Origin of the sequence: Pantoea alhagi (genome assembly GCF_002101395.1) — a bacterium.
Taxonomy (GTDB): Bacteria; Pseudomonadota; Gammaproteobacteria; order Enterobacterales; family Enterobacteriaceae; genus Mixta; species Mixta alhagi.
Genome location: NZ_CP019706.1, coordinates 686,924 through 710,264, shown reverse-complemented (window position 1 = coordinate 710,264; position 23,341 = coordinate 686,924). Strand labels below are relative to the sequence as shown.

Genomic DNA, 23,341 nt, shown 5'->3' with positions numbered 1-23,341 from the left:
ATAAACCGTTGCTCACTATGCCTTGGCTTATTTGGCCACCGTGTTCCCCGCGCCAGCGGGGATAAACCGCAGCAAAAATTACCCAAGTTCGCTTCAGCGGGCCTTTTTTGTGTACTGAATATTTTTCCCTTGCAGCTCAGGGCAACCAGAGTTATCTGTATGTCACGCCGACATTTAAGGACAAATGACATGCAAAAACAGCCATATATGACTGCTGAAGCGAAAGCGATTTTCAACGAACTGAGTAACACGCCAGCGACCGCAAGGGAAATTGCGGAAATTGCACACCTGAGTCAGGCTCGTTGCCAGTTTATATTAACGCAGCTGGTAATGGCAGGATTAGCAATATATCAATTCGGATGTTATAAGCGCCGCCAGTAGTGGCGGTTTAGATGCTGTGAAATGGACGGCTGGTGGGTGTGCTTACACCTGACCAGCCATTCGCTAATGCAAATATTTTTTGTGATGCCTGTAAATGTTTTTTGGTGAAAATAAAATTTATTGCTCCACTTTAGTTAATTATTAAATTCTATATGAAATAACATTCTGTTTGATATGGGTATTTCTATTTTTATATTTCCAGTTGTTTTTATTGACAAGAGCTATTCCTTACTTTAATTATTTTATTGAATCTAAGGATTGAAGTTAAAAGTTAAACAGAGAAGGAGTTCATCATGAAAATGTTAAATAAAAAGCAATTAAGACAGGTTACAGGTGCCAGCCGCAATGGCAGCCGGGACGGCTACTAGGACCATACAAGAAATGGCAAAAACAACAATTCAAAGAGCAGTGGTGGGTTTTATAAGGGCCAGGGCGTTGAAGATTGCAACAATGGCATTATAGGTGGAATGTCGACCGGAGCGCTGGTTTTTTTGGGCGGGCCAGTTGCGGGGGGTGTTGGCATGGCTGTTGGCCTGGTATCCGGGGCGTTAACTGGTGGCTGTTTCAAGCAAGGGAATGGAAATGGAGGTGGCAATGGAAGCAAATGGTAAATGAAAAAGAAAATTATCGATGCGCTTTGTTTAGCTGCTGGGGTGTTACTTTCGGCATCGCTGCTTAGCGGCGCAAATGTTATGTTTACAAATACCTGGTATCCACTGCCATACAAATTTTCTAAATTTTTTGTGATGATCTTTTGCATGCAGGGGGTGGCATTGACTATAAAAAAATCGGCAATTTTTTATTCAAAGCTGAAAAATGATAAGGGTGATTTTAATCACCGTTATTAAATTCAAGGCTCGCTTCGGCGGGTCTTTTTCATATCCGCGCCCCGGCGCTCCTTCTAACAGTTTTACACCCGCGCACTGGCGAAATGATGCAGGATGCGGAGTATCGCGCCGCATATGAAGCCGAAGACCGTAAAGAGCGCTTACAGGCGCTCTTGCTGGAGTGGCGGAAGCACGCCGGACATACCAGCGCACAGGTGGCCGAAGGTTTTTTATTTCTTCGTAGAGTGAGGTTGGTTTTTCCAGCTCGATGATAAAAACACCGTCATATGTACGCCTGGCCAATACCCACCGCCGCTTTGCCTGCTTCGCTGAAAAAGCACCTGGCTGCCATTTATGAAACGCTCCAGAGACTCTCCTCTATAAAAAACCTGAAAATTAAGCTCTGCCGCCCATTACTACTCTCCGTAATAGTAGTTCCCACGCCATTATCAGGGCGGGCTTCCTTTCTTCACCATTCCCCTGATAATGCCGTAGCCTTCATTTTGAGCGGATAAACATTGATTTTTCTGAATAAACTATGCTATTAGCAGGAACATCTTTATTTATAAATGTCATTGCGCCAATTGTTACATTATCACCGATAACAATATCACCAATAATGCAACTATGGGCTCCAATATCAACGTTGTCCCCAATAATTATTTTTCCAGACGTATCGATAGAATCTTTCCTCCCAATCGTCGTATTCTGGCGCAAGTTAATATTCTTACCGATGATGCTCTCAGCTCTAATGATAATGCCAACGTAATGATTGACTTTCATCCCTGGTCCGATAAAAGCTTCTAAGCTGATATCAGCCCCGTATTTACGTAATAATTTATGGTTTATTCTGCGCGCACATTTCCGTAATCCTGGTGAAGGCCGGGTATGCATGTAGTTCGCAAGGCGCCACCAAAAATAGAAATTTTTCTTATAACCAAAAACTACCCGGTGCAAAACCTTAAACCAGGAAAATTTTTTCTTTCCGTCTCTGTTTAAAACTTCAATCCTCAAGCACTCTTTTAAATGCTCATAGGCATCCACATTTTCAAATTTCCCACTTAAAGAAGGAGTCGCTGTGTTATCTGTCATTTGATTTCCCTGCAAGCTTTTTTTGGATTATAAACATAAAATAAAAATCCAATCGAACAAATAAACGGCTTTTTAGGTGCTATTTCAAAAATAACAACCAGGCTAAATAAAACTACTTATGTGCATTTAATATAAGCGACAAGCACAGGAAAATAATAATTTGCCTAAAAAAACAGATTGTCTTTATTTAGTAAACGGTGGAATCATATGATATAACGATGAAAGATAAATCCCTGAACGATATAAAGGTAACAACATGAGTGAATCAATGGTGTTCCGACTACAAACACCTTTAATTTTCATGGCCTTGTCAATAATACGCTTTGTGTGCTGTCGAAGTGGTCCCGACAAGGCTTTGCCGCAGTTCTGCGTTAGCGTACCGTAAGGCCGCTTACGAGCGTGTTGCACGGTCTTAAAGCGTGTTCCCTGCGCGAGCGGGGATAAACCGCGAGTGCCGAAAAGTTAACGACTACCTGCTTCGGCAACATTTCCACACGGACGATACTGACGCCGAACAGTGCTCAACAAAATTGATTTTAAATTTACATCTAAAGGATAGGTGATTTAATTTCATGAGAAATTAATGAAAAAATGCCAGCATGGAATGGCCGGAATAAATTAAAGTCTTTAGAAAAATCAGTTTTCCCATTGATATCTGTGATGTCGCATAAAGAAAGAAGATGTTTTATTCTTATGAGATAAAGTACGCACTAAAATATGTGTGCCGAGTATTCTGCCACTTAACTGTATAAATTATTTAAAAAGCTTTTTCGTGTAAATTAACGTGTCATTTTATCTGTTTTTATTAAATGCCACATAAGGTTGATCTTTATTTTAAAAGCATGTCGCTAATTGAAATCCATCTTGATTTATTCATAAATCTTTAATGAAAACTGCCTGATTCCGCAATTAATATCAAGCATCTGTTTTTCAATTATGTCTACACATTAATCTTTTTGATATAAAGCAAGATGTATTTTATTTATCCGGGAGGAGTGGATGATGTGAGCTATAATTTACCTGTTAACCAAAAGGAGTAAAATATATGAGCTTTGATAAACATGATCTAAGTGGTTTTGTTGGCAAACATCTTGTTTACACCTATGACAACGGCTGGAATTATGAAATCTATATCAAAAACAGTGAGACAATAGATTATCGTATTCATAGCGGCCTGGTGGGCAACCGCTGGGTTAAAGATCAGCACGTTTACCTGGCGCGTCTTGCCAGCGATGTTTACAAAATCTCCTGGACAGAGCCTACCGGCACTGATGTCAGCCTGAGCGTGAACCTCGCCGATAAGGTGTTTCATGGCACCATTTTCTTCCCGCGCTGGGTAATGAATAACCCGGAAAAAACCGTCTGTTTCCAGAACGAACATCTGGATGAAATGGCCAGCTATCGCGAGGCCGGCCCGGCTTATCCCACTGAAGTTATCGATGAGTTCGCCACGCTGACCCTTGTCCGTGACGTGGGTGAAAATGACGATACCATCATTAACTGCCCGGCCAGCGAACTGCCCGCCAATTTTCCCGATAACCTACGCTAAGCACTGTTTTCGCTTTTTGCAGGACATCAAACAGGCCACACTCGTTACGGGTATGGCCTGTTCCTTTGTGCCTCAACGTTATGTTCTCAACAAGAATGCTGTTTATTCCCTTAACAAAACCGCCTCAGCCATAAATTATTTTTATCATTAAAAAGATGAATAAAGCGCTACGGCTGGCGCACTGTCTGGAAAACAGCTTTGACAAAAGATGTTGCTTTTTTGTAAACGCATTAACAAGTGCAGCAAATCCTGCTATGCTGGCCGACGCGAAACCGGACACCTTACCCTACATAAGCATCCTACAGATCGCCGTGAAAAAAGGTGGCCGGAAAGCCATATACAATGAGAGCGAGGAGAACGTCGTGCTAGATGAATACCGTAAGCACGTTGCCGAGCGTGCTGCCCAGGGAATTGTTGCTAAACCTTTAGATGCATCCCAAATGGCCGCGCTGGTTGAACTGCTGAAGAACCCTCCTGCGGGTGAAGAAGAATTCCTGTCCGATCTGTTAATTAATCGCGTGCCGCCGGGTGTTGATGAAGCGGCCTATGTCAAAGCCGGTTTCCTGGCTGCTATCGCCAAAGGCGAAACGACCTCTCCTCTGGTAACACCTGAAAAAGCGATCGAACTGCTGGGTACTATGCAGGGCGGCTACAACATTCATCCGCTGATTGACGCGCTGGATAATGAGAAGCTGGCGCCCATCGCGGCAAAAGCGCTGTCCAATACGCTGCTGATGTTCGATAACTTCTACGATGTGGAAGAGAAAGCCAAAGCGGGGAACCCGCATGCGCAGCAGGTTATGCAGTCATGGGCTAATGCCGAGTGGTATCTGAACCGTCCGGCGCTGGCTGAAAAAATTACCGTCACCGTATTCAAAGTGACGGGTGAAACCAATACCGACGATCTCTCTCCGGCGCCGGATGCATGGTCACGCCCTGATATTCCGTTGCACGCGCTGGCAATGCTGAAAAACGCCCGCGAAGGCATCGAGCCGGATGAGCCGGGCAACGTAGGGCCGATTAAGCAGATCGAAGCGCTGCAGGCGAAAGGCTTTCCGCTGGCCTATGTCGGTGATGTAGTCGGTACCGGTTCTTCCCGTAAATCTGCTACCAACTCGGTGCTGTGGTTTATGGGCGACGACATCCCTTACGTGCCGAACAAAAAAGGCGGCGGCGTTGTCCTGGGCGGTAAAATCGCACCGATTTTCTTTAACACCATGGAAGATGCCGGCGCGCTGCCGATCGAAGTGGACGTTAATAACCTGAATATGGGCGACGTGATCGATATTTACCCTTACAAGGGTGAAGTGCGTCATCACGAAACCAACGAGCTGCTGGCTGAGTTCGCGCTGAAAACCGACGTGCTGCTGGATGAAGTTCGCGCCGGTGGCCGTATTCCGCTGATCATCGGTCGCGGCCTGACCACCAAAGCGCGTGAGTCGCTGGGTCTGCCGGTCAGCGATGTGTTCCGTCAGGCGAAAGATGTGGTGCAGAGCACGCGTGGTTTCTCACTGGCGCAGAAAATGGTTGGTCGCGCGTGTGGCGTGGACGGCATTCGTCCGGGCCAGTACTGCGAACCGAAGATGACCTCAGTGGGTTCTCAGGATACCACCGGGCCGATGACGCGTGATGAGCTGAAAGATCTCGCCTGTCTTGGCTTCTCTGCCGATCTGGTGATGCAGTCTTTCTGTCATACCGCTGCTTATCCTAAGCCGGTTGACGTGCAGACACACCATACGCTGCCTGACTTTATTATGAACCGTGGCGGCGTGTCGCTGCGTCCGGGCGACGGCATTATCCACAGCTGGCTGAACCGTATGCTGCTGCCGGATACCGTGGGCACCGGCGGCGACTCGCATACCCGCTTCCCGATCGGCATCTCTTTCCCGGCGGGCTCAGGCCTGGTGGCGTTTGCTGCCGCCACCGGCGTTATGCCGCTGGATATGCCGGAATCGGTGCTGGTGCGCTTTAAAGGCAAAATGCAGCCGGGCATCACCCTGCGCGATCTGGTGCACGCGATACCGCTGTACGCCATTAAGCAGGGTCTGCTGACCGTTGAGAAGAAAGGCAAGAAGAACATTTTTTCTGGCCGCATTCTGGAAATCGAAGGTCTGCCGGATCTGAAAGTAGAGCAGGCGTTTGAGTTGTCTGATGCGTCCGCTGAGCGTTCTGCCGCCGGTTGTACCATTAAGCTGGATAAAGAGCCGATCATCGAGTATCTGAACTCCAATATCGTTCTGCTGAAATGGATGATTGCGGAAGGCTACGGCGATCGTCGTACGCTGGAGCGTCGTATTCAGGGCATGGAGAAATGGCTGGCCGATCCGCAACTGATGGAAGCCGATGCTGATGCGGAATACGCAGCGGTTATCGAAATCGATCTGGCGGAAATTCAGGAGCCGATCCTGTGTGCGCCGAACGATCCGGACGATGCGCGTTTGCTGTCTGAAGTGCAGAACGAGAAGATCGACGAGGTCTTTATCGGATCCTGTATGACCAACATCGGTCACTTCCGCGCGGCAGGTAAGCTGCTGGACAGCCATAAAGGCCAGTTGCCGACCCGCCTGTGGGTCGCGCCGCCGACCAAAATGGATGCGGCGCAGCTAACGGAAGAGGGCTACTACAGCGTGTTCGGTAAGAGCGGCGCGCGTATTGAGATCCCGGGTTGCTCGCTCTGCATGGGTAACCAGGCGCGCGTAGCCGATGGCGCAACGGTGGTATCTACCTCAACGCGTAACTTCCCGAACCGTCTGGGTACCGGTGCGAACGTCTATCTGGCTTCTGCCGAGCTGGCTGCCGTTTCTTCGCTGCTGGGCCGTCTGCCAACGCCAGACGAGTATCAACAGTTTATGGCTCAGGTTGATAAAACTGCGGTGGATACCTACCGCTATCTGAACTTTGACCAGTTGAATCAGTACACGGACAAAGCGAAAGATGTGATTTTCCAGACTGCGGTCTGAGAGATATAACAGCATGACAAAAGGGCGGAATTTTCCGCCCTTTTTTACGCCTGCAAAAAGTCAGCGTCACTCTCCGGTCCGTTATCCCTCTTTTACCGCTCGCTTTTCTCGCTAAAGCGGTGTGTCAGGCACTGCTTTTCACACGTCAGGCTGCGATAATGCACGCAACCGAGTGAATTGAAGCGCAGCAGCATGCGCTAAGGGCAGCAAGATGGAATATGAATTTTTACGTGACGTCACCAATCAGGTGAAAGTGCGCATGAGCATGGGCCATGAGGCGGTCGGCCACTGGTTCAATGAAGAAGTAAAAGGCAATATGGCGCTGCTGGATGAAGTAGAAGCAGCGGCAGCCCAGGTCAAAGGCAGCGAAAGAGAGTGGCTGCATCAGGGCCATGAGTATCAGCTTTCGCTGAATGGCGAAGAGGTGATGATCCGTGCCAACCAGCTCGCCTTTGATACCGATGAGCTGGAAGAGGGCATGAGCTATTACGATGAGGAAAGTCTCTCGTTTTGCGGCATTGAAGATTTTCTGGCGGTGATTACGGCCTATCGCGCCTTTATGCAGGGGCGTTGAGATGACGGGGCAGCAGCGACTGCCCCAATGATTAACTGAGCGATGCGCCGCCGCAGATCACCAGTTCCTGTCCGGTAATCGCCGCAGCGGCGGGAGAGAGCAAAAAGCTGACCAGCGCGGCAACCTCATCAGGTTGAATATAACGCCCGATCGGTGGCAGCTTTGGCGGTGAACTGGCGCGTTCGGGCTGACTCAGCATCGGCGTGGCCGTTGCGCCAGGCGCTACCACATTTGCGGTAATGCCGCGTGGGGCCAGCTCAGCCGCCCAGCTGCGCACCATTCCGGCCATCGCCGCTTTGGTGCTGACGTACTGACTGCGGCCCGCCGCGCCGCGTGAGGTACGGCTGCCGATCAGAATAATGCGTCCGTCAGCGGGCAAAATATCCACCAGCGCATTCGCTATGCTTTCTGCCACCAGCACATGCAAATACCACAGCCGCTGGCTGATCTCCTCGTTCAGCGCGCCCAGCTCTGCCGCCTGCATCATGCCGGCGGCGTGGATAAAGGCGTCGACCGGCGGCAGTTCGCTCAATACGTTCGCCAGTGCCGCGCGATCGCACAGATCGACGGCGATCGAGCGCAGGGCCGGATGCTCACTGCCTTTTGCCGAACGGCTCAGCCCACTGACCTGCCAGCCCTCCTGCAGTAGCCGTTCAACAATAGCGCGTCCAATGCCGGAACTGGCACCGGTTACCAACGCGTGACGGCTCATGGTTTTCCTCGCAGCAGTTCAGGAGAAACCTTAAACACCGCTTTGCGCACCCGCGCAGGTTTATCAACCGCACACAGCGCCTGATGCGCTTCGCCTGGTGCAAAGATAGCGAAATCGCCCGGTTGCAAATAAAGCTGCTGGCGTAATTGCATATTTTCCACAATAAACAGATCGGGCTTACGCTCCTCGGCAGGTATCTCGCGGGCATCCGCCACGTCATAACGAATAATCTCTTCGCCTGCCAACAGTACCTGAATATCCAGCCAGTGCCGATGGTACTCGGTATGCCGCTGCCCGGCCGGGGCGGTTTCGCTGCTGCCGATAGTGCAAAACCAGCCAGCGCCCTCCGGCTGCCAGCGGCCGTCGGGCATCGCCTGAAGCGCCGTTAAAGCGCATTCCGGGCGCGCCAGTAACGCATAAAGCCTGTCGGGCAGCGTCGCCAGCGGCAGCGCCTGCAAATTGCCTGTAATCATCCTTTCCTCCTTATCCCGCAGCGGTTAACTCGTGACCCAGCTTTCATTCACGCACACATATTTAATCGCCTGACGATGCCAGGTATAGGCAATATGCAGCAAGCCGTCCGGTCCCTGTTTAATGCTGGGGTAAGAAAGCTCCCGGTTCAGCTTCTGCTGCGAATTATTGGTCATGCAGTAGCCGTCGCCTTCTTCCAGATTACGCTGCCACGGCCAGCTTCTGCCGCCGTCTTTGGAGATCGCCAGCGTCATCGGCGCACGCGGCGCGCCCCAGAATGCGCTACGGCCTGCAGGCATTATGGGCTGGGCGGCAATATCGTCTTCATCATCTTCAATCTCATCATAAAGTGAGGCGCGCCGCTCGCTGGCACCTGCGGCGCTCATCTTATTAAACACCAGCGCTAAATCGCCGTTTGCCAGCGTTGTCACCTGAATAGAGGAATTATTATTGGGCAATTCCGTTGGCTGCGGCGCACTCCAGCTTTGGCCGCCGTCGTAAGAGCGGCTCTGCCAGATAAAATCCGCCCAGCGGCTGCGGAAGAGCGCCAGCAGCGAACCATCCTTCAGCAGCGTGATATTCATATGCACGCAGCCGGTACTGTCAGGCACCGGCACATCCTGCCAGCTCTGGCCGTTATCGCGTGAGATTTTCACCGCGCTGATATCGTTGTTGCCCACCCATTTTTCACCCGGCTCGGTCTGACAGTAGAACACTGGCAGCAGCCAGTCGCCGTTGGGCATCACTACCATCGGCTGGCGTATAAAAGTACCAGGTTTATCCAGCAAGGTGTTAATCTCGCCCCAGCTATTGCCCATATCGTGTGACTGGCGATAGCGCACTATCGCTGTATCCTGATTACCCGACTTCTGCGCGGTCCACAGCAGCCACAGCACCTTATCCGGGGCGAGAAACAGCACCGGGTTTTGCTCCGAGCGGCTGGCGTCTTCCGAGAGCCGCTGCGGCGTCGACCATTGACGGCTGCCGTGATCCAGTCGCGAGCAGTAAATGGAAATATCAGCGATGCCTTCCTGCGTTCCGCCAAACCAGACGCAAAGCAGATCGCCATTCGGTAGCGGCAGTAAATTGGCTGCATGGTTTTGTGGACAGGGCGACGGCAACATTGCCGTCATACGCTCCGGATCGCCGTCCACGATTTCGGTTATGCTTTCTGTCGGCAGGTTAAGGGTTGCTTGCGTCATTTCAGGCTCCACTCTTTTGCATATTGGTTTTAGTTACCGGACGTTTTTGCGGGATGAGATGATCCAGCACCATAATCACCGCCGGGGTAATCAGGGCGATATACATGTTGTTGATGCCGAACGGATCGCCCAGCAGATACCAGACGGAAGTCACCACGCAGGCACCGATCAGCCCGGCATTCGCGCCGCGCGTACTTTTAAAGAAGGGCAGATAAAAGGCCATCATTGCCACAACCGAAATCGACAGGCGAATGGCGCGGGTAAAGAACGAGAGCTTAAGCACCTCCGGCACGAACAGCACAAATATCAGCGGCAGAAAGCCAATTGCCAGCGACAGCCAGCGCGTCATTTTAAACTCACGCTCCGGCGTGGGATTGCGCATCGGCACATAGAAATCTTTGACAATCAGTGAGGCGATAGCCAGCGCTACGGTGCTGACGCTAACGAAAATCGAGGCAACCAGTGATGTTGTTACCAGGCCTGCCAGCCAGGGATTCATATCCTGTAAAAACACGGGCAGGGCGTACAGGCTGTTGATGTTCGGATGCAGAAATTTCGCTGCGACGCCGATAATCGCAATGGCGATAGCAATCGGCAGGCAGAACAGGAACGCAACCCAGGTTGCGCGCTTAGCCGAGGCGGCATCTTTGGTGGAAGAGATCGCCTGGATAACAAACTGAGTGCAGAAAATAGAGCCAATCGTGCCGATCAACCAGGCAACAATCGTACTGGCACCAATGTGGCCATCCCAGGTCCAGTAAAAGTCCGGCATTTGCTGCACCATTGGCGTAATACCGCCGCTCATATGCAGCGCTACACCCAGAATTACCAAAATGCCGAAATACTTTATGCCGCTGTGCAGCAACGTAACCCAGGCCATGCCTTTCATTCCACCAAAGGCGAAGTAGAAGGTACTGACAATGGCGGTAATAAAGGCGGCTACCGGCAGGTTAACTTTCAGTACGGTTGAAATAGCTGCTGCGCCGCTGACATAGTTACCCACATTCACCAGTAGCAGGGCATAAATCATAATGACAGAGATGATATTTTTCGTGGAGGTGCCGTACTTTTCCGCGATCGCGCCGGAAATGGTAATTTTGCCGGTGTTATAGATCCGTTTTACCAGCAGCAGGCCGAACAGCGGAAAACCTATCGCCGCGCCAATGACCGACCATGACGCGGCGAAGCCGTTTTCAAAGGCGGCCTGTGCGGTGCCAATAGTGGACTTCGCGCCAATGTATTCCGACATCAGCATGACGCCAACGATAAAGGCCGGCATCGCGCGCGATCCTTCCATAAAGTCCCCGCTGCTTTTACTCCGCAGCCGCCAGGTCATCCAGGTTGTAAATAAAATATACGCGACCACGATCCCGATAATGATCAGCGTATCCATAGCGGTAAATTCTTTCATAGCGATGTCTCAACAGAAGACGCCGCGCTCCGTTTCCAGAACGCAGTCGTTCAGGAAGTTAAGCTTGTCCCATTGATACCTGATGGGCCGGAATGTTTTCGTCATCGGAGATGGGTTCGACTTTACCCATCAGGAACAAATAGTTAAGGATGCCGATAACGACCAGCAGTGCTGAAAATACCAGGGCCCAGGTGAAGGATCCTGTCGCGGCGACAATGGCGCCCGTGACGATAGGCCCAACCGCGCCGCCCATATTTGAGACGGTGTTCTGTAGTCCGGCGACAACGGAAACGCTGTTTTTAGGGGCGACGTCTCCCGGCAGCGCCCAGACCTGAGAGGCAGCTACGGTGGTGCCTGATTTTGCTACGCAGAGCAGGAGGACGGTCATAAATACCGAGTCGGTAAAAGGCGCAAAGCCAATACAGAGCGCCATAAGCAGCCCGATAGAAAGAAACAGCTTACGTGTTGCGGTTAACGACAATAACTTTTTGTGCACTACGCGATCGGACATCCAACCTGCCAGCACTTCGATAATCATGCCGCACAGCAGTGGCAGGGCAGCAATCATCCCCATCTTGATAAAATCCATTCCTTTATCTTTCACCAGATAGGTTGGCAGCCAGGTGATAAAGAAGTAGGAGGTATAGTTAATGGTGAAGAAGCCAATGCACATCGCCCAAATATTGCGGTAGCGCAGCAGCCTGTACCACTTCATTGGCCGAATGTTTTTATCGCCATGCTTGCGTAATTGACCATTGCGGATCAGGCTGATTTCTTCACGGCTGATATGCCGATGTTCTTCTGGATTCTCGGCATAGATAAAATACCAGGCAATCACCCATAACAGTCCGATGCTACCAATAATCCCAAAGGTAATTCGCCAGTCAAACAGAGCGATCATCCAGACGATCAGCGGCATCGCCACGGCCCCGCCAAACTTGGAAGCGCTGTCGAACAGGCCGGATACGGTGGCGCGCTCTTTATCAGGGAACCAGCGAGCTGCGATCCCGGCATTGCTGGGATAAGCCGCAGCCTCTCCCACACCCAGCGCAAGGCGCAACGCCAGCAGTGATTTAAAGCCGGTGGCCAGGCCCATTACGGAAGTCGCGATTGACCACCAGGCCACGGCAATACCCAGCCCCTTTTTTTGGCCGAAGCGGTCAGCAAACCAGCCAGCCGGTATTTGCAGCAGCGAATATGACCAGAAAAAAGCCGCCATGATGAAGCCCATCAGTTCAGGCGTCAGGTTCAACTCATCGATAAGATGCGGAGCAGCCGCAGACAGCACGGTGCGATCGATATAGTTGATGGCAATAGCCAGCCACATCAGGCCTGCTATCCACCAACGTATACGTGTGTTTCCAGCAACAGTATTCATAGTTTTAGCCCGGTACAGAGAATGTTATATACAGGATCTATTGCCTGCTTTATTGGACGGGGGGCAACGGCACCCCAGGCTTTATTACATTGAATTCATGATGTTGACGGGAGGCTGACGTTCTTTAACGCACTGTATAATCTGCTGTACGCAGCGTGCGCCAATCGCGTCGATAGCCCCTTCGGTATAGCCAGCGATATGAGAGGTAGGAATAAAGTTATCCAGTGAAAACAGCGGATGCGCTGTCAGCGGTTCTTGCGTAAAGACATCTGCCGCAGCACCGGCGATCCGTTTGTTAGCTAACGCCTGGTAAAGATCGTTTTCATTGACAACACCTCCCCGGGAAACGTTAATCAGGAAAGCGGATGCCTTCATTTTGCCAATCCGGGCGGCGTCAAACAGATTGCTGGTTTTATCGGTAAGCGGCGTATGCAGAGTAATAAAGTCGCTCTGTTGGGTTAGCTCATCCAGCGAAACAAAGCTGATTCCCTGCTCCGCAGCAAACTTTTCGTCGGGGTAAAAATCGTAGGCCAGTAAACGCATATTGAAGCCACGGGCACGCAAAGCAACCTGCTTGCCAATATTACCAAGGCCAATAATGCCAAGCGTTTTGCCATAAACATCGGTAGTAAAAATACGAGGCCATTGGCCGCTACGAGTTCCGCTTGCGGCCTGGAGAATCTGTCGGGCAGCAGAAAGAATCAGCGCAAAAGCGAAATCTGCTACAGCATGCTTATTCGCATCAGGCACGTTAGTCACATAGATCCCGCGAGCCCGGGTGGCAGTCAAATCGATGTTATCAACACCAACACCGTGCTTGCAGACAATCTTCAGCTGAGGCGCCCGAGCGAGTAAATCCTCGCTTACCTCAGTAAATGCCACAATCATCGCCACGGTGTCTGCCAGATAGGGTTCCAGTGCGCTTAATGGCGCGTCGGCGGGAAGCCTTATTACTTCAAAGCCCTGCTGATGCAGCGTGACAATGGGCTCATTGTCATATTTTGCAAAAGAAGGGGAGGTACAAATCACTTTCATCTTGCGGCTCCTGTTATTAAGAGGGCAGCAGCGCAGCGCTGCCGCAAAATTAGTGAATGTATTGATTCACGATCTGACGAATCTGCTGTTCTTCTGCCACGCTGAACTGCACGGCATAGCGACTTTCGCCGACGTCATGGCCCATAAGCACCAGCGCTTTTTTCACTGCCGCGGGTGAAAAGCCAACGTTGTATAAATCGGTGCGCAGGCCGGTAACATTTTCCTGCGCCTGTTGTGACGCGGTGAGATCGCCTGCCTGAAAAGTGCGCCAGATGGCGTTGATTTCCTGCGGCGCAACATTGGCAAGGCCGGAGATACAGGCGGTACAACCTTCAACAAAGCCACGATGGATCAGCGAATCGGGGCCGTTCAGGACGGAAAAATTTTCCTGACCCTGCGCCGCCTCAAGAAAACCTTTCAGGCTCTCATAGCTGCCAGCGCTGTCTTTAATGCCGATAATGTTGGGATGCGCGGCCAGAATGCGCACTGTTTCCGGCTGCAGCGTATTGCCGGTGCGCGCCGGAATGTTGTACAAAAACAGCGGCACTTCCAGCGCGTCTGCTACCGTACGGTAGTGCCAAATCAGCTCCTGCTGTTTGAGGGGGACAAACCAGGGCGTAATCACCGACACGGCGTCAACGCCAAGCTGCGCCACCTGTTTTCCCAGGCGAATCGTTTCCCGCGTGGAGATCTCCCCGATATGCGCCACCACCGGCGCCTGGCCTGCTGTCTCATCAACGCAGGTTTCGATAACCGCCAGCTTTTCCTGTTCATTCAGTACAAAAAATTCGCCGTTGGTGCCGCCACAAAAGATGCCGTTGCCTGCCTGCAACTGACGTTGCACCTGCTTACGCTGTGCCGCTGGTTTAAACGCACCTTCAGCATCAAAGGTGGTTACAATCGCAGTCAGCACGCCTTCAATTTTCTGTTTCATTGTTACCTCGTTATTCAGGCTGATAGGGTCGGGAACAGCGTCAGATAGATATTCCGCACCATACTGGCGCTGACCGGAGTGGGCACATTTTTAATCAAACGCTGCACGTCCAGCGCCGACTCCACCAGCTGTGGCAGCTGGTCGGCTTTGATTCCCAGCTCATCAAGGCTGGCGGGAAGCTTCAGACGGCGCACCAGCGCGGCAAAATAGTCCACCAGCGCATGGGACTTTTCTTCATCGTTCAGGGAGCGATCGGCGTTGGGCAACAGGTCATACGCCTGAGCAAATTTAGTCACTGCAGCCGGACGGACAGCGCGCATACAGGGTGCAAGCAGAATGGCGTTAGCAACGCCGTGCGGCAGGTGATATTTACCGCCCAGTGGATAGGAAAGGGCGTGAACCAGATGCGTGCCGGCATGAGCAATAGCCGCGCCGCCGTAATAAGAGGCCCATAGCATATCGAGACGTGCCTGCAGGTTGTGCGGTTCGGCCACGCTGGTTTCCAGGCTGGCAAACAGTTTCTTCAGGCCAATCAGTGCATAGTTATCGCTAACCGGATTGGCGACGGTGGCAGTAAAGCATTCAATCAGGTGGCAAAGCGCATCGATGCCGGTAGAAGAGGCGATATGCGGCGGCATGCTGGTGGTCAGTTCCGGTGCCAGCGCCACATAATCAGGCAGCATCACCGGTGAAATAATGCCGACCTTGGTCTCCTGTTCCGGGATTGCCAGAATTGCATTAGGCGTCGCTTCCGAGCCGGTTCCGGCCGTGGTTGGGATTAGCAGAGAAGGCAGGCGCGCCGTGGGTTTCTCACCTGCCAGCAGCTGATCAAGCGTAGGCGCGCCCGACAAGCACAGAACCGACAACAGCTTAGCGACATCCAGCACGCTGCCACCTCCAATGCCAATTACCGTCTCGACCTGACGTCCATTCAAACTTTCCAGCTGTGCCGCGACATCATGCTGGCTCGGCTCCGGCGGCACATTATCCAGAATAATCAGGGTATCAGCCTGGCGCCGCAGCTGTTCGGTCAGCGTCGCAACGGCAGGAATAGCGCTGATATTTTTATCGGTCACCAGCAGCAGGCTGCGTCGATTCTGTAGCAGGTAGCCAATGTCATTAAGCGCCTGAAAGCCGCTGATAAGGGTGCTATTGATGTTCATAAGGTCTGTCTTTTCTCCCTATAAAGCTGAACGATGATTTAGTTTGTTCAAAAGCGATTGTTATCGGTCAATTTTATAGGGGAAATCGCATGTGATTAATTTGAGGTTGCTCACATTTAATCAATCATGATTGAATATAATCATTAACGGGTTGGGTAGTTTCTTTTGTAAGCGGGGTACAACGCTTAAACAGGACGGGGAGCGAAGCGTGATGCAGCCAGTAAGGGGAATGTATGAAATTAATCGTCATCGCTGATGATTTTACCGGCGCTAATGATACCGGGGTTCAGCTGGCGAAGAAGGGCGCGCGTACTGAGGTGATGCTCTTTGCCCGGCAGTCGCCGTCACGCCGCGCCGATGTGCTGGTGATCAATACTGACAGCCGCGCGCTTGGAGCTTCTGACGCGGCGGATGCGGTAACGCAGGCGCTGGCCCGCTGGCGTCAGCAGGATTTGCTGATCTACAAAAAAATCGACTCCACCTTTCGCGGCAATCCCGGAGCGGAAATTGAAGCCGCATTGCACGCCAGCGGCAAAGGGCTGGCGCTGATCGCAGCGGCGATCCCTGGCGCAGGCCGCACTACCCTTAACGGAGAGTGTCTGGTGCATCAGGTACCGCTGGCGCAAACCGAGTTTGCCAGCGATCCGCGCACGCCGATTAGTTCCTCACGCATCAAAACCATTTTGCAGCAGCAAAGCGAGCTAAAGGTGATTGATGTTGTGTTGCCTGCGGTGCGCAGCGGTGAACTGGCCGCGCTGCTGCGGCAGTATCAACATCAGGCACCGGTGATGGTCGTGGTGGATGCGCTAACCGAACAGGATCTGGCACTGATTGCCGAAGCGGCCCTTTCGCTGCCCGAAACACCGTTGCTGGTAGGTGCGGCAGGGCTGGCGGCGGCCTTGCCAGCCAGTGCCTGCATTACAAAACGCCAGACGCTGCCGGTGCTGGTGATTGCCGGGTCAATGAGTGAAACCACGCGTCGTCAGGTGGCGCTGGCTATCAATCAACAGCGCGCGCAGGTAGTCGATATCGACGTAGCGCAGCTGCTTATGCACGACGTTCCCGATTTTAGCGGGCTGGTACAGCAGACGAGTACGCTGCTTGCAGCCGGTCAGCACACGATTTTACGTACCAGCCGCAGCGCGGTAGATCGACAAAAAATTGATGCGCTATGCCAGCAGCTTGACTGCACCCGTGCAGCGCTGGGCGAGCGTCTCAGCCAGAGGCTGGGTGAGCTGACGCTGGCGATTATCGACAGGACGCGTATCGGCGGGCTGTTTCTGACGGGCGGCGACATTGCCATTGCGGTTGCTCATGCGCTGGGCGCGGAAGGCTATCGCATCCAGCAGGAGGTTGCGCCCTGCGTTCCATGCGGCTGTTTTATCAACAGCGAGCTTGATGATTTGCCGGTAATTACCAAAGCCGGCGGTTTCGGTTCTGAGAGTGTGCTTTGTGACGCGCTCTCGTTTATTGAGGAGATGTACTGTGACCACTAAAACCATTGCGGTAACCATGGGCGATCCTGCCGGTATCGGCCCGGAGATTATTGTTAAAGCGCTTGCTGAAGGGGAGTTAAACGGCGCGCCAGCCGTGGTGGTAGGTTGCCTGGAGACGTTAAGGCGCGTAATGGCGCAGGGCAAACTCCCGCAAATGGAACTGAAAGAGATTACTTCAGTCGCGCAGGCGCACTTCACGCCCGGCACCATTAATGTGCTGGATGAACCGCTGGCCGATCCACAGGCGCTGGTGCCCGGTAAGGTTCAGGCGCAGGCGGGCGATCTGGCGTACCGCTGTGTGAAGCGCGCAACGGCGCTGGCGCTGGCGGGAGAGGTGCATGCCATTGCCACCGCGCCGTTAAATAAAGAGGCGTTGCATTCAGCTGGTCACCTCTATCCTGGCCATACCGAACTGCTGGCGCAGCTGACCCAAAGTAAAGATTACGCAATGGTGCTTTATACTGACCGACTAAAAGTGATCCACGTCACCACTCATATTGCGCTGCGCAAATTTCTTGATACGCTGAATCAGTCGCGCGTGGAAACGGTGATTGGCATGGCTGATACGTTTTTGCGCCGCGTCGGCTATATGCATCCGCGCATCGCCGTGGCCGGGGTGAATCCGCACGCCGGCGAAAATGGCCTGTTTGGCGATGAAGAGATCAACATTGTCGGTCCGGCGATCCAGGCGATGAAAGAGAAGGGCATTGATGCCCGTGGTCCTTGTCCGCCGGATACGGTTTATCTTCAGTGCTATGAAGGACAGTACGATATGGTGGTGGCGATGTATCACGATCAGGGCCATATTCCGCTTAAGCTGCTGGGCTTCTACGATGGGGTAAATATCACCGCTGGCCTGCCGTTTATCCGCACTTCAGCGGACCACGGCACCGCATTTGATATTGCCTGGACAGGTAAAGCGAAGTCTGAGAGCATGGCCATCTCGATTCAACTTGCGATGCAACTTGCATAGGGAAAGATGAAAGGACAAAGTCGCCTCGACCAGATTATGGATTATCTGAAAGGACATAATCTGGTTACCGTTGATCAACTGGTAACGGCCATTTCCGCCTCGCCCGCCACTATCCGCCGCGATCTGATTAAGCTGGATCGGGAGGGTGTTATTAGCAGGACGCACGGCGGCGTGACGTTAAACCGTTTTATTCCTGAGCAGCCCACCACGTCAGAGAAAAGCCAGCGCAATCTGGCAGAGAAACAGGCGATTGCACGCGCCGCCGCCGCGCGCGTAAAAGCGGGCGATGCGGTGGTGCTGGATGCGGGCACCACTATGCTGGAGCTGGCGCGGCAGCTCACGCACCTGCCGCTGCGGGTCATTACCGCCGATCTGCATATTGCGCTGTTTCTTTCGGGATTCCGGCAAATAGAAGTGACGATTATCGGCGGGCGCATTGATGATTCCAGTCAGTCATGCATCGGTGAACACGGACGCCGCCTGTTGCGCACACTTCATCCCGATATTGCTTTTGTCAGCTGCAACTCCTGGAGCCTGGAGAAAGGCATTACCACGCCTACGGAGGATAAGGCCGGGCTGAAGCAGGATCTGCTGCTTAATGCGCGTCAGCGGATATTGCTGGCGGACAGCAGTAAATATGGTTCCTGGTCACTGTTTTGCGTAACGCCGTTACAGGCGCTGACGGAGGTCATTACCGATGGCAGGCTAAGTGAAGAGACGCAGGCGCAGCTTAACGCAGAAGATTTTGCCTTAACGCTGGTGGATACGCAGGCGAAGTAAACGAAACGGGGCGGAAGATCCGCCCCGGTAAAGCAGGGGCTTTACTGCGTTTTCAGGCCGAGAGAGGGAATATTACGGCCATAGTAGATCTCACGCATTTCCTTCCACAACAGATCGGTAATCCGCTTGTGTTCCTGCGGACTCAGGTCTTCCGGTCTGGTGTTGAACAGGTAATGTTTGAGATCGAATTCTTTCAGCAACATCTTGGTGTGAAAGATGTTTTCCTGATAAACATTCACATCGACCATATCATACATCGCCTTCATATCATCTGACATAAAGTTCTGTATAGAGTTGATCTCATGATCGATAAAGTGCTTCACGCCGTTAACGTCACGGGTAAAACCGCGTACGCGATAATCAACGGTAACGATGTCCGACTCCAGCTGATGGATAAGGTAATTCAGCGCCTTCAGCGGGGAAATAACGCCGCAGGTAGAGACTTCAATATCAGCACGGAACGTACATAATCCGCCTTCAGGATGGCTCTCCGGATAGGTGTGAACGCAAATATGACTTTTATCCAGGTGCGCGACTACCGAACCAGGCAGCGGGCCGGGATGCTCCGAATTATCAATATCTTTCGGATCGATCGGCTCTTCGCTAACCAGAATGGTGACGCTGGCACCTTGCGGTTCATAATCCTGACGCGCGATATTCAGTACGTTAGCGCCGATAATCGAGCAGGTTTCGGTCAGGATTTCAGTCAGGCGGTTAGCGTTGTACTGCTCATCAATATAAGCAATATAGCCATCGCGTTCGGCCTCACTGTTCGCATAGCAAATGTCGTAGATACAAAAACTCAGGCTTTTCGTCAGGTTGTTGAAGCCATGTAGTTTCAGCTTTTGCAATTTAGTTCACCTCCTTATAAATGCCCGGTCGGTGCCGACAGTGCATTCAACAGATATTGCGGCAGAGCAAAACTGCCCGTATGGATTGCCGGATTATAGTAACGGCAGTTCAGGCCTGCTGACGCAAAGCGCGCCTGCAGCGTGGCGGTATCAAGCTGACGCTGTGCCGGGTTATCGCTCGCCCAGGCAAAGGTCATAATGCCGCCGTAATAGGTTGGGATCGCCGCCTGATAAAAACTGACATCGCTGAAGTAGTGGCCCAGTTTGCGATGGCTGGTCACGGCTTCATCCTGTTGCAGAAAGCTAACGCCATTCTGCGCGACAAAGATGCCATTTTCATTAAGGCAACGTTTACAACCCTGATAAAACTCAGAGGTAAACAGGCTTTCGCCCGGACCGACCGGATCGGTACAGTCTGAGATGATCACATCGAACTTTTCGCTGGTTTGCGTCACGAAGTTCACCCCATCGTCGATCACCAGACGGAAGCGCGGATCGTCATAAGCGCCAGCGCTATGGTTGGGCAGATACTGGCGGCAAAACTCGACCACACCCGCGTCGATTTCCACCATCGTAATCTGTTCCAGCCCGGCGTGGCGACTGACTTCACGCAGCATACCGCCATCACCGCCGCCGATAATCAACACCTTTTTGGCGTTGCCGTGGGCCAGCAGCGGAACGTGCGTTAACATTTCGTGATAGATGAATTCATCGCGCTCGGTGGTTTGCACCACGCCATCCAGCGCCATGACGCGACCGAAAGCCGCATTTTCGAAGATGATCAGATCCTGGTGCCCGGTCTTTTCACGATAGAGAACCTTGTCTACCGTGAAATATTGACCAAAGCCGGCATGAAGCGTTTCATACCAAATTTCATTTTGGGCCATGGTGGGGCTCTCCTCAGAATAGCCATGAAAATTGGGCGGCACATCATAGCTAACTCTGCATAGGGTTGCACGGTCAAATTAGCAGCAGGAGAGCACAGAGCAGCAAATTACTTAACGTAAGCCAGCAGGCTGAGCGAGTCGCGTGCTAACGCCTTACATTTCTTATCGTTAGAGACAGCAATCCCGCTCAGATCGCGATAGCTCTCTTCTCCCAGTAATTTCATGTTGTAGCTGCCATAGTTGGTAAGGTCCCAACGGTTCTGCTGGGCAAAGAAAACCAACGCCTTGCGGATTTGCGCATCGGGCAGATCCTGATAGCCGCAATCATTTTTTAGATAAACAAATACCGCGGTCAGATCGGCCAGATCTTCCGCTTCTGATTCGCTAAGCGCAAAGCTGGTGGATGAGAAGCCAAGAAGCCCCGACAGCAACAGGACTTTGATGCCCTTCGTCATAATCATTCTCTAAAAATTGCAATCATCTGACGTTAGCACAGTTATGAACCGTCTTCAGGCCATTTTTACGCTTTGTTGCCGTTTGTGCTAAAAATCGCCAATTCAGTCTGGCAAGCGCTATTTCTTCATGTCAGAAATATATTAATTGAACCATGTCTGATCGCCATCACTTCACTTTGCGGGAAGTCTCAGAGTCTGCAGGCAGAAGAGATGAACAAAAGCCGGTCGAATTGAAGCCGATTACTTTTATGATGCAGGCCGCACAGGAACCCTTCCTCTGATGCCACCCGATGTTAAAGGAGTAATAAATCAGCCCCTTTCAAAGATGAAGCCTGATATGCGTATTAAACCAGCCATAACCCTATTGATTTAGCTATCTTAGGTTCATTTGCTTGTTCGCTTGACTTTGCCGTTAGGGCAAGGTTTAGGATAACGCCCTCAATATGATAAAGGACGCCATCATGCAACGCCGAGATTTTCTTAAACTGACCGCAGCGCTGAGCGCCGCAGGCCTGTTTCCTTTCTGGCAAGGCCGTGCGCTGGCCGTTGGCCGCCCGACGCTACCGATACCCGATCTGCTGAAGCCCGATATTCACGGTGCGGTGCGCCTGATTGCTCAGTCCGGCACCAGCCACTGGAACGGCAAAGCGGTCAATACCTGGGGCTATAACGGCGCGCTGCTGGGTCCGGCGATTGAGATGACGCGTGGTAAAACGCTGAAAGTGCTGATGGAAAACCGCCTGCCGCAGGCGACCACGGTACACTGGCACGGGCTGGAGGTGCCGGGGGATGTGGATGGCGGCCCGCAGGCCATGATCGCGCCCGGCAGTCAGCGCACGGTTTCCATTACGCCCGACCAGCCGGCGGCAACCTGCTGGTTTCATCCGCATCAGCACGGAAAGACCGGCTATCAGGTGGCGCAGGGACTGGCCGGGCTGGTAGTGCTGCGTGATGAGGAATCAGAAAAGCTGCTGCTGCCGAAGCAGTGGGGCGTAGATGACATCCCACTGATTTTACAGGACAAGCAGCTAACGGCAGAGGGTACCGGCATTGATTATCAGCTGGACGTTATGCGCGCCGCAGTGGGCTGGTTTGGCAATCTGATGCTGACCAACGGCGTGCCTTATCCGCAGCAGGCGGTGCCGCGTGGCTGGCTGCGTCTGCGTCTGCTGAACGGTTGTAACGCTCGCACGCTTAACCTGGCGACCAGCGACAAGCGCGCGCTGTACGTTATCGCCAGCGATGGTGGCCTGCTGGCAGAGCCGGTGCAGGCAGAGACGCTGATGCTGCTGCCGGGCGAGCGGTTTGAAGTGCTGGTAGATACCAGCGATGGCAAAGCCTTTGATTTGGTAACGCTGCCGGTTAACCAGATGGGAATGACGCTGGCACCGTTTGATGCGCCGCTGCCGCTGCTGCATATTTTGCCGTTGCGGGTAATGGCCAGCGGCTCGCTGCCGGATACGTTGGCTAATCTGCCACCGCTGCCTGCCAGCGATAATCTGCCTGGCCGTTGGTTACAGCTGATGATGGATCCTCAGCTGGATCGGCTGGGGATGCAGGCGCTGCAACAGCGTTACGGCAAGCAGGCGTTGGCGGGCCATGAGAGGGCAGTACATTCTACGGCACACGATATGGATTCAGCCGGTCACGATCATCAGGCAATGACGCATCAGGGCCACGGTCATGCGATGGCGGATATGCCACAGCAGGCCGCTTCCGGCTATGACTTCCATAATGGTAATAAGATCAACGGCCAGGCCTTTGATATGAACAAGCCAATGTTTGCCGTGAAGCAGGGCCAGCTGGAGAAGTGGACCATTTCCGGCGAAGGCGATGCGATGCTGCATCCTTTCCATATCCACGGCACGCAGTTTCGCATTCTTTCCGAAAACGGCAAGCCGCCTGCGCCGCATCGTCAGGGATGGAAAGATACGGTGCATGTGGAGGGCTGGCGTAGCGAGGTGCTGGTGCGCTTTAACCATAAGGCCAGCGCTCAACAGGCGTATATGGCGCACTGCCATCTGCTGGAACATGAAGATACCGGCATGATGCTGGGCTTTACTGTCGAATAACCACATATCTTTTGCCAATGCCCGATTATGGTGAACGCGATCGGGCGTTAATGGTTTAATTTTTTTGGATTAGTTAGCCAGTTGCTGTCTATGTTGTTACCCATAACTCTTTATTCATCGTGCTTTTAAAAACCAGCC

The 23,341-nt window shown here is 52.4% G+C and carries 21 protein-coding genes and 1 pseudogene; 10 read left to right on the top strand and 12 right to left on the bottom strand.

Annotated elements, in window-relative coordinates:
* Nucleotides 1–189 precede the first annotated feature (189 nt).
* From B1H58_RS20955 to B1H58_RS20950, 3 genes and pseudogenes are all read left to right on the top strand, one after another.
* The gene (locus B1H58_RS20955; protein ID WP_085067976.1) at nucleotides 190–381 is read left to right on the top strand and encodes a helix-turn-helix domain-containing protein; all 192 of its coding nucleotides are present in this window, start codon (nucleotides 190–192) and stop codon (nucleotides 379–381) included.
* Between the two features lie 611 nt (nucleotides 382–992).
* On the top strand, nucleotides 993–1,229 hold the full coding sequence (locus tag B1H58_RS03340) for a hypothetical protein (RefSeq protein ID WP_085067975.1): 237 nt from the start codon (nucleotides 993–995) through the stop codon (nucleotides 1,227–1,229).
* An 86-nt stretch (nucleotides 1,230–1,315) separates the two neighbouring features.
* Nucleotides 1,316–1,432: pseudogene (locus B1H58_RS20950) on the top strand (helix-turn-helix domain-containing protein); the annotation flags it as partial.
* Nucleotides 1,433–1,706: 274 nt separating this feature from the next.
* Here the strand turns inward: B1H58_RS20950 and B1H58_RS03330 are convergent.
* Entirely contained in the window at nucleotides 1,707–2,300 is a 594-nt protein-coding gene (locus tag B1H58_RS03330) for a serine acetyltransferase (RefSeq protein WP_085067974.1), read from the bottom strand.
* 1,045 nt (nucleotides 2,301–3,345) lie between these two features.
* Here B1H58_RS03330 and B1H58_RS03325 point away from each other — a divergent pair.
* The 3 genes from B1H58_RS03325 to yacL all read left to right on the top strand — a co-directional run bounded on the left by B1H58_RS03325 (nucleotide 3,346) and on the right by yacL (nucleotide 7,383).
* Entirely contained in the window at nucleotides 3,346–3,849 is a 504-nt protein-coding gene (locus B1H58_RS03325; protein WP_085067973.1) for a phenolic acid decarboxylase, read from the top strand.
* A 362-nt stretch (nucleotides 3,850–4,211) separates the two neighbouring features.
* Nucleotides 4,212–6,809: a bifunctional aconitate hydratase 2/2-methylisocitrate dehydratase gene (gene acnB / locus B1H58_RS03320; protein ID WP_157130143.1), complete on the top strand. Its 2,598-nt coding sequence runs from the start codon at nucleotides 4,212–4,214 to the stop codon at nucleotides 6,807–6,809.
* 211 nt (nucleotides 6,810–7,020) lie between these two features.
* Nucleotides 7,021–7,383 carry a protein YacL gene (gene yacL / locus B1H58_RS03315; RefSeq protein WP_085067972.1) on the top strand — a complete coding sequence of 121 codons (363 nt, stop codon included), beginning with the start codon at nucleotides 7,021–7,023 and terminating at the stop codon, nucleotides 7,381–7,383.
* Between the two features lie 31 nt (nucleotides 7,384–7,414).
* Here yacL and B1H58_RS03310 read toward each other — a convergent pair whose 3' ends face one another.
* The 8 genes from B1H58_RS03310 to B1H58_RS03275 form a co-directional block, all read right to left on the bottom strand.
* Entirely contained in the window at nucleotides 7,415–8,095 is a 681-nt protein-coding gene (locus B1H58_RS03310) for an SDR family NAD(P)-dependent oxidoreductase (protein WP_085067971.1), read from the bottom strand.
* Nucleotides 8,092–8,568, bottom strand: coding sequence for a NanQ anomerase/TabA/YiaL family protein (locus B1H58_RS03305; protein WP_085067970.1), 477 nt, complete (start codon nucleotides 8,566–8,568; stop codon nucleotides 8,092–8,094). The genes B1H58_RS03310 and B1H58_RS03305 overlap by 4 nt, the downstream gene beginning before the upstream one ends.
* A 24-nt stretch (nucleotides 8,569–8,592) precedes the next feature.
* Complete coding sequence (locus B1H58_RS03300; RefSeq protein ID WP_237172476.1) at nucleotides 8,593–9,699, bottom strand: sialidase family protein; 1,107 nt, start codon at nucleotides 9,697–9,699, stop codon at nucleotides 8,593–8,595.
* A 70-nt stretch (nucleotides 9,700–9,769) separates the two neighbouring features.
* Nucleotides 9,770–11,179 carry a sodium:solute symporter family protein gene (locus B1H58_RS03295; protein WP_085067968.1) on the bottom strand — a complete coding sequence of 470 codons (1,410 nt, stop codon included), beginning with the start codon at nucleotides 11,177–11,179 and terminating at the stop codon, nucleotides 9,770–9,772.
* A gap of 58 nt (nucleotides 11,180–11,237) precedes the next feature.
* Nucleotides 11,238–12,557: an MFS transporter gene (locus tag B1H58_RS03290; protein ID WP_085067967.1), complete on the bottom strand. Its 1,320-nt coding sequence runs from the start codon at nucleotides 12,555–12,557 to the stop codon at nucleotides 11,238–11,240.
* 84 nt (nucleotides 12,558–12,641) lie between these two features.
* On the bottom strand, nucleotides 12,642–13,592 hold the full coding sequence (locus tag B1H58_RS03285) for a phosphoglycerate dehydrogenase (RefSeq protein ID WP_085067966.1): 951 nt from the start codon (nucleotides 13,590–13,592) through the stop codon (nucleotides 12,642–12,644).
* Nucleotides 13,593–13,641: 49 nt separating this feature from the next.
* Nucleotides 13,642–14,526, bottom strand: a complete 885-nt coding sequence (locus tag B1H58_RS03280; protein ID WP_085067965.1) for a dihydrodipicolinate synthase family protein — start codon at nucleotides 14,524–14,526, stop codon at nucleotides 13,642–13,644.
* 14 nt (nucleotides 14,527–14,540) lie between these two features.
* On the bottom strand, nucleotides 14,541–15,689 hold the full coding sequence (locus B1H58_RS03275; RefSeq protein ID WP_085067964.1) for an iron-containing alcohol dehydrogenase: 1,149 nt from the start codon (nucleotides 15,687–15,689) through the stop codon (nucleotides 14,541–14,543).
* 233 nt (nucleotides 15,690–15,922) lie between these two features.
* Here B1H58_RS03275 and dtnK point away from each other — a divergent pair, with 233 nt between their 5' ends.
* Genes dtnK through B1H58_RS03260 form a run of 3 tightly spaced genes read left to right on the top strand, consistent with a single transcriptional unit; the run spans nucleotide 15,923 to nucleotide 18,938 of the window.
* Nucleotides 15,923–17,185, top strand: coding sequence for a D-threonate kinase (gene dtnK, locus B1H58_RS03270; protein WP_085067963.1), 1,263 nt, complete (start codon nucleotides 15,923–15,925; stop codon nucleotides 17,183–17,185).
* A 16-nt stretch (nucleotides 17,186–17,201) separates the two neighbouring features.
* A complete protein-coding gene (locus B1H58_RS03265; protein WP_237172475.1) occupies nucleotides 17,202–18,158 on the top strand; it encodes a D-threonate 4-phosphate dehydrogenase in 957 nt (318 codons plus the stop codon).
* A gap of 6 nt (nucleotides 18,159–18,164) precedes the next feature.
* The gene (locus B1H58_RS03260) at nucleotides 18,165–18,938 is read left to right on the top strand and encodes a DeoR/GlpR family DNA-binding transcription regulator (protein WP_085067961.1); all 774 of its coding nucleotides are present in this window, start codon (nucleotides 18,165–18,167) and stop codon (nucleotides 18,936–18,938) included.
* A gap of 41 nt (nucleotides 18,939–18,979) precedes the next feature.
* Here the strand turns inward: B1H58_RS03260 and speD are convergent, their stop codons facing one another.
* From speD to B1H58_RS03245, 3 genes are all read right to left on the bottom strand, one after another.
* Nucleotides 18,980–19,789: an adenosylmethionine decarboxylase gene (gene speD, locus B1H58_RS03255; RefSeq protein ID WP_085067960.1), complete on the bottom strand. Its 810-nt coding sequence runs from the start codon at nucleotides 19,787–19,789 to the stop codon at nucleotides 18,980–18,982.
* A 14-nt stretch (nucleotides 19,790–19,803) separates the two neighbouring features.
* The gene (gene speE, locus B1H58_RS03250; protein ID WP_085067959.1) at nucleotides 19,804–20,676 is read right to left on the bottom strand and encodes a polyamine aminopropyltransferase; all 873 of its coding nucleotides are present in this window, start codon (nucleotides 20,674–20,676) and stop codon (nucleotides 19,804–19,806) included.
* Nucleotides 20,677–20,783: 107 nt separating this feature from the next.
* Nucleotides 20,784–21,131: a YacC family pilotin-like protein gene (locus B1H58_RS03245; protein ID WP_085067958.1), complete on the bottom strand. Its 348-nt coding sequence runs from the start codon at nucleotides 21,129–21,131 to the stop codon at nucleotides 20,784–20,786.
* 461 nt (nucleotides 21,132–21,592) lie between these two features.
* Here B1H58_RS03245 and cueO point away from each other — a divergent pair, with 461 nt between their 5' ends.
* Nucleotides 21,593–23,203, top strand: a complete 1,611-nt coding sequence (gene cueO, locus B1H58_RS03240; RefSeq protein ID WP_085067957.1) for a multicopper oxidase CueO — start codon at nucleotides 21,593–21,595, stop codon at nucleotides 23,201–23,203.
* Nucleotides 23,204–23,341 lie beyond the last annotated feature (138 nt).

Excerpts from the sequence above, each read along its gene's own strand:
- B1H58_RS03245 (WP_085067958.1), bottom strand. The coding sequence starts at position 21,131 with ATGACGAAGGGCATCAAAGTCCTGTTGCTGTCGGGGCTTCTTGGCTTC.
- B1H58_RS03280 (WP_085067965.1), bottom strand. The coding sequence starts at position 14,526 with ATGAAACAGAAAATTGAAGGCGTGCTGACTGCGATTGTAACCACCTTT.
- B1H58_RS03265 (WP_237172475.1), top strand. The coding sequence starts at position 17,202 with ATGGGCGATCCTGCCGGTATCGGCCCGGAGATTATTGTTAAAGCGCTT.
- B1H58_RS03305 (WP_085067970.1), bottom strand. The coding sequence starts at position 8,568 with ATGATTACAGGCAATTTGCAGGCGCTGCCGCTGGCGACGCTGCCCGAC.
- B1H58_RS03275 (WP_085067964.1), bottom strand. The coding sequence starts at position 15,689 with ATGAACATCAATAGCACCCTTATCAGCGGCTTTCAGGCGCTTAATGAC.
- cueO (WP_085067957.1), top strand. The coding sequence starts at position 21,593 with ATGCAACGCCGAGATTTTCTTAAACTGACCGCAGCGCTGAGCGCCGCA.
- dtnK (WP_085067963.1), top strand. The coding sequence starts at position 15,923 with ATGAAATTAATCGTCATCGCTGATGATTTTACCGGCGCTAATGATACC.
- B1H58_RS03325 (WP_085067973.1), top strand. The coding sequence starts at position 3,346 with ATGAGCTTTGATAAACATGATCTAAGTGGTTTTGTTGGCAAACATCTT.
- B1H58_RS03295 (WP_085067968.1), bottom strand. The coding sequence starts at position 11,179 with ATGAAAGAATTTACCGCTATGGATACGCTGATCATTATCGGGATCGTG.
- B1H58_RS03260 (WP_085067961.1), top strand. The coding sequence starts at position 18,165 with ATGAAAGGACAAAGTCGCCTCGACCAGATTATGGATTATCTGAAAGGA.
- B1H58_RS03285 (WP_085067966.1), bottom strand. The coding sequence starts at position 13,592 with ATGAAAGTGATTTGTACCTCCCCTTCTTTTGCAAAATATGACAATGAG.
- B1H58_RS03340 (WP_085067975.1), top strand. The coding sequence starts at position 993 with ATGAAAAAGAAAATTATCGATGCGCTTTGTTTAGCTGCTGGGGTGTTA.
- speE (WP_085067959.1), bottom strand. The coding sequence starts at position 20,676 with ATGGCCCAAAATGAAATTTGGTATGAAACGCTTCATGCCGGCTTTGGT.
- B1H58_RS20955 (WP_085067976.1), top strand. The coding sequence starts at position 190 with ATGCAAAAACAGCCATATATGACTGCTGAAGCGAAAGCGATTTTCAAC.
- B1H58_RS03330 (WP_085067974.1), bottom strand. The coding sequence starts at position 2,300 with ATGACAGATAACACAGCGACTCCTTCTTTAAGTGGGAAATTTGAAAAT.
- B1H58_RS03310 (WP_085067971.1), bottom strand. The coding sequence starts at position 8,095 with ATGAGCCGTCACGCGTTGGTAACCGGTGCCAGTTCCGGCATTGGACGC.
- yacL (WP_085067972.1), top strand. The coding sequence starts at position 7,021 with ATGGAATATGAATTTTTACGTGACGTCACCAATCAGGTGAAAGTGCGC.
- B1H58_RS03300 (WP_237172476.1), bottom strand. The coding sequence starts at position 9,699 with ATGACGGCAATGTTGCCGTCGCCCTGTCCACAAAACCATGCAGCCAAT.
- B1H58_RS03290 (WP_085067967.1), bottom strand. The coding sequence starts at position 12,557 with ATGAATACTGTTGCTGGAAACACACGTATACGTTGGTGGATAGCAGGC.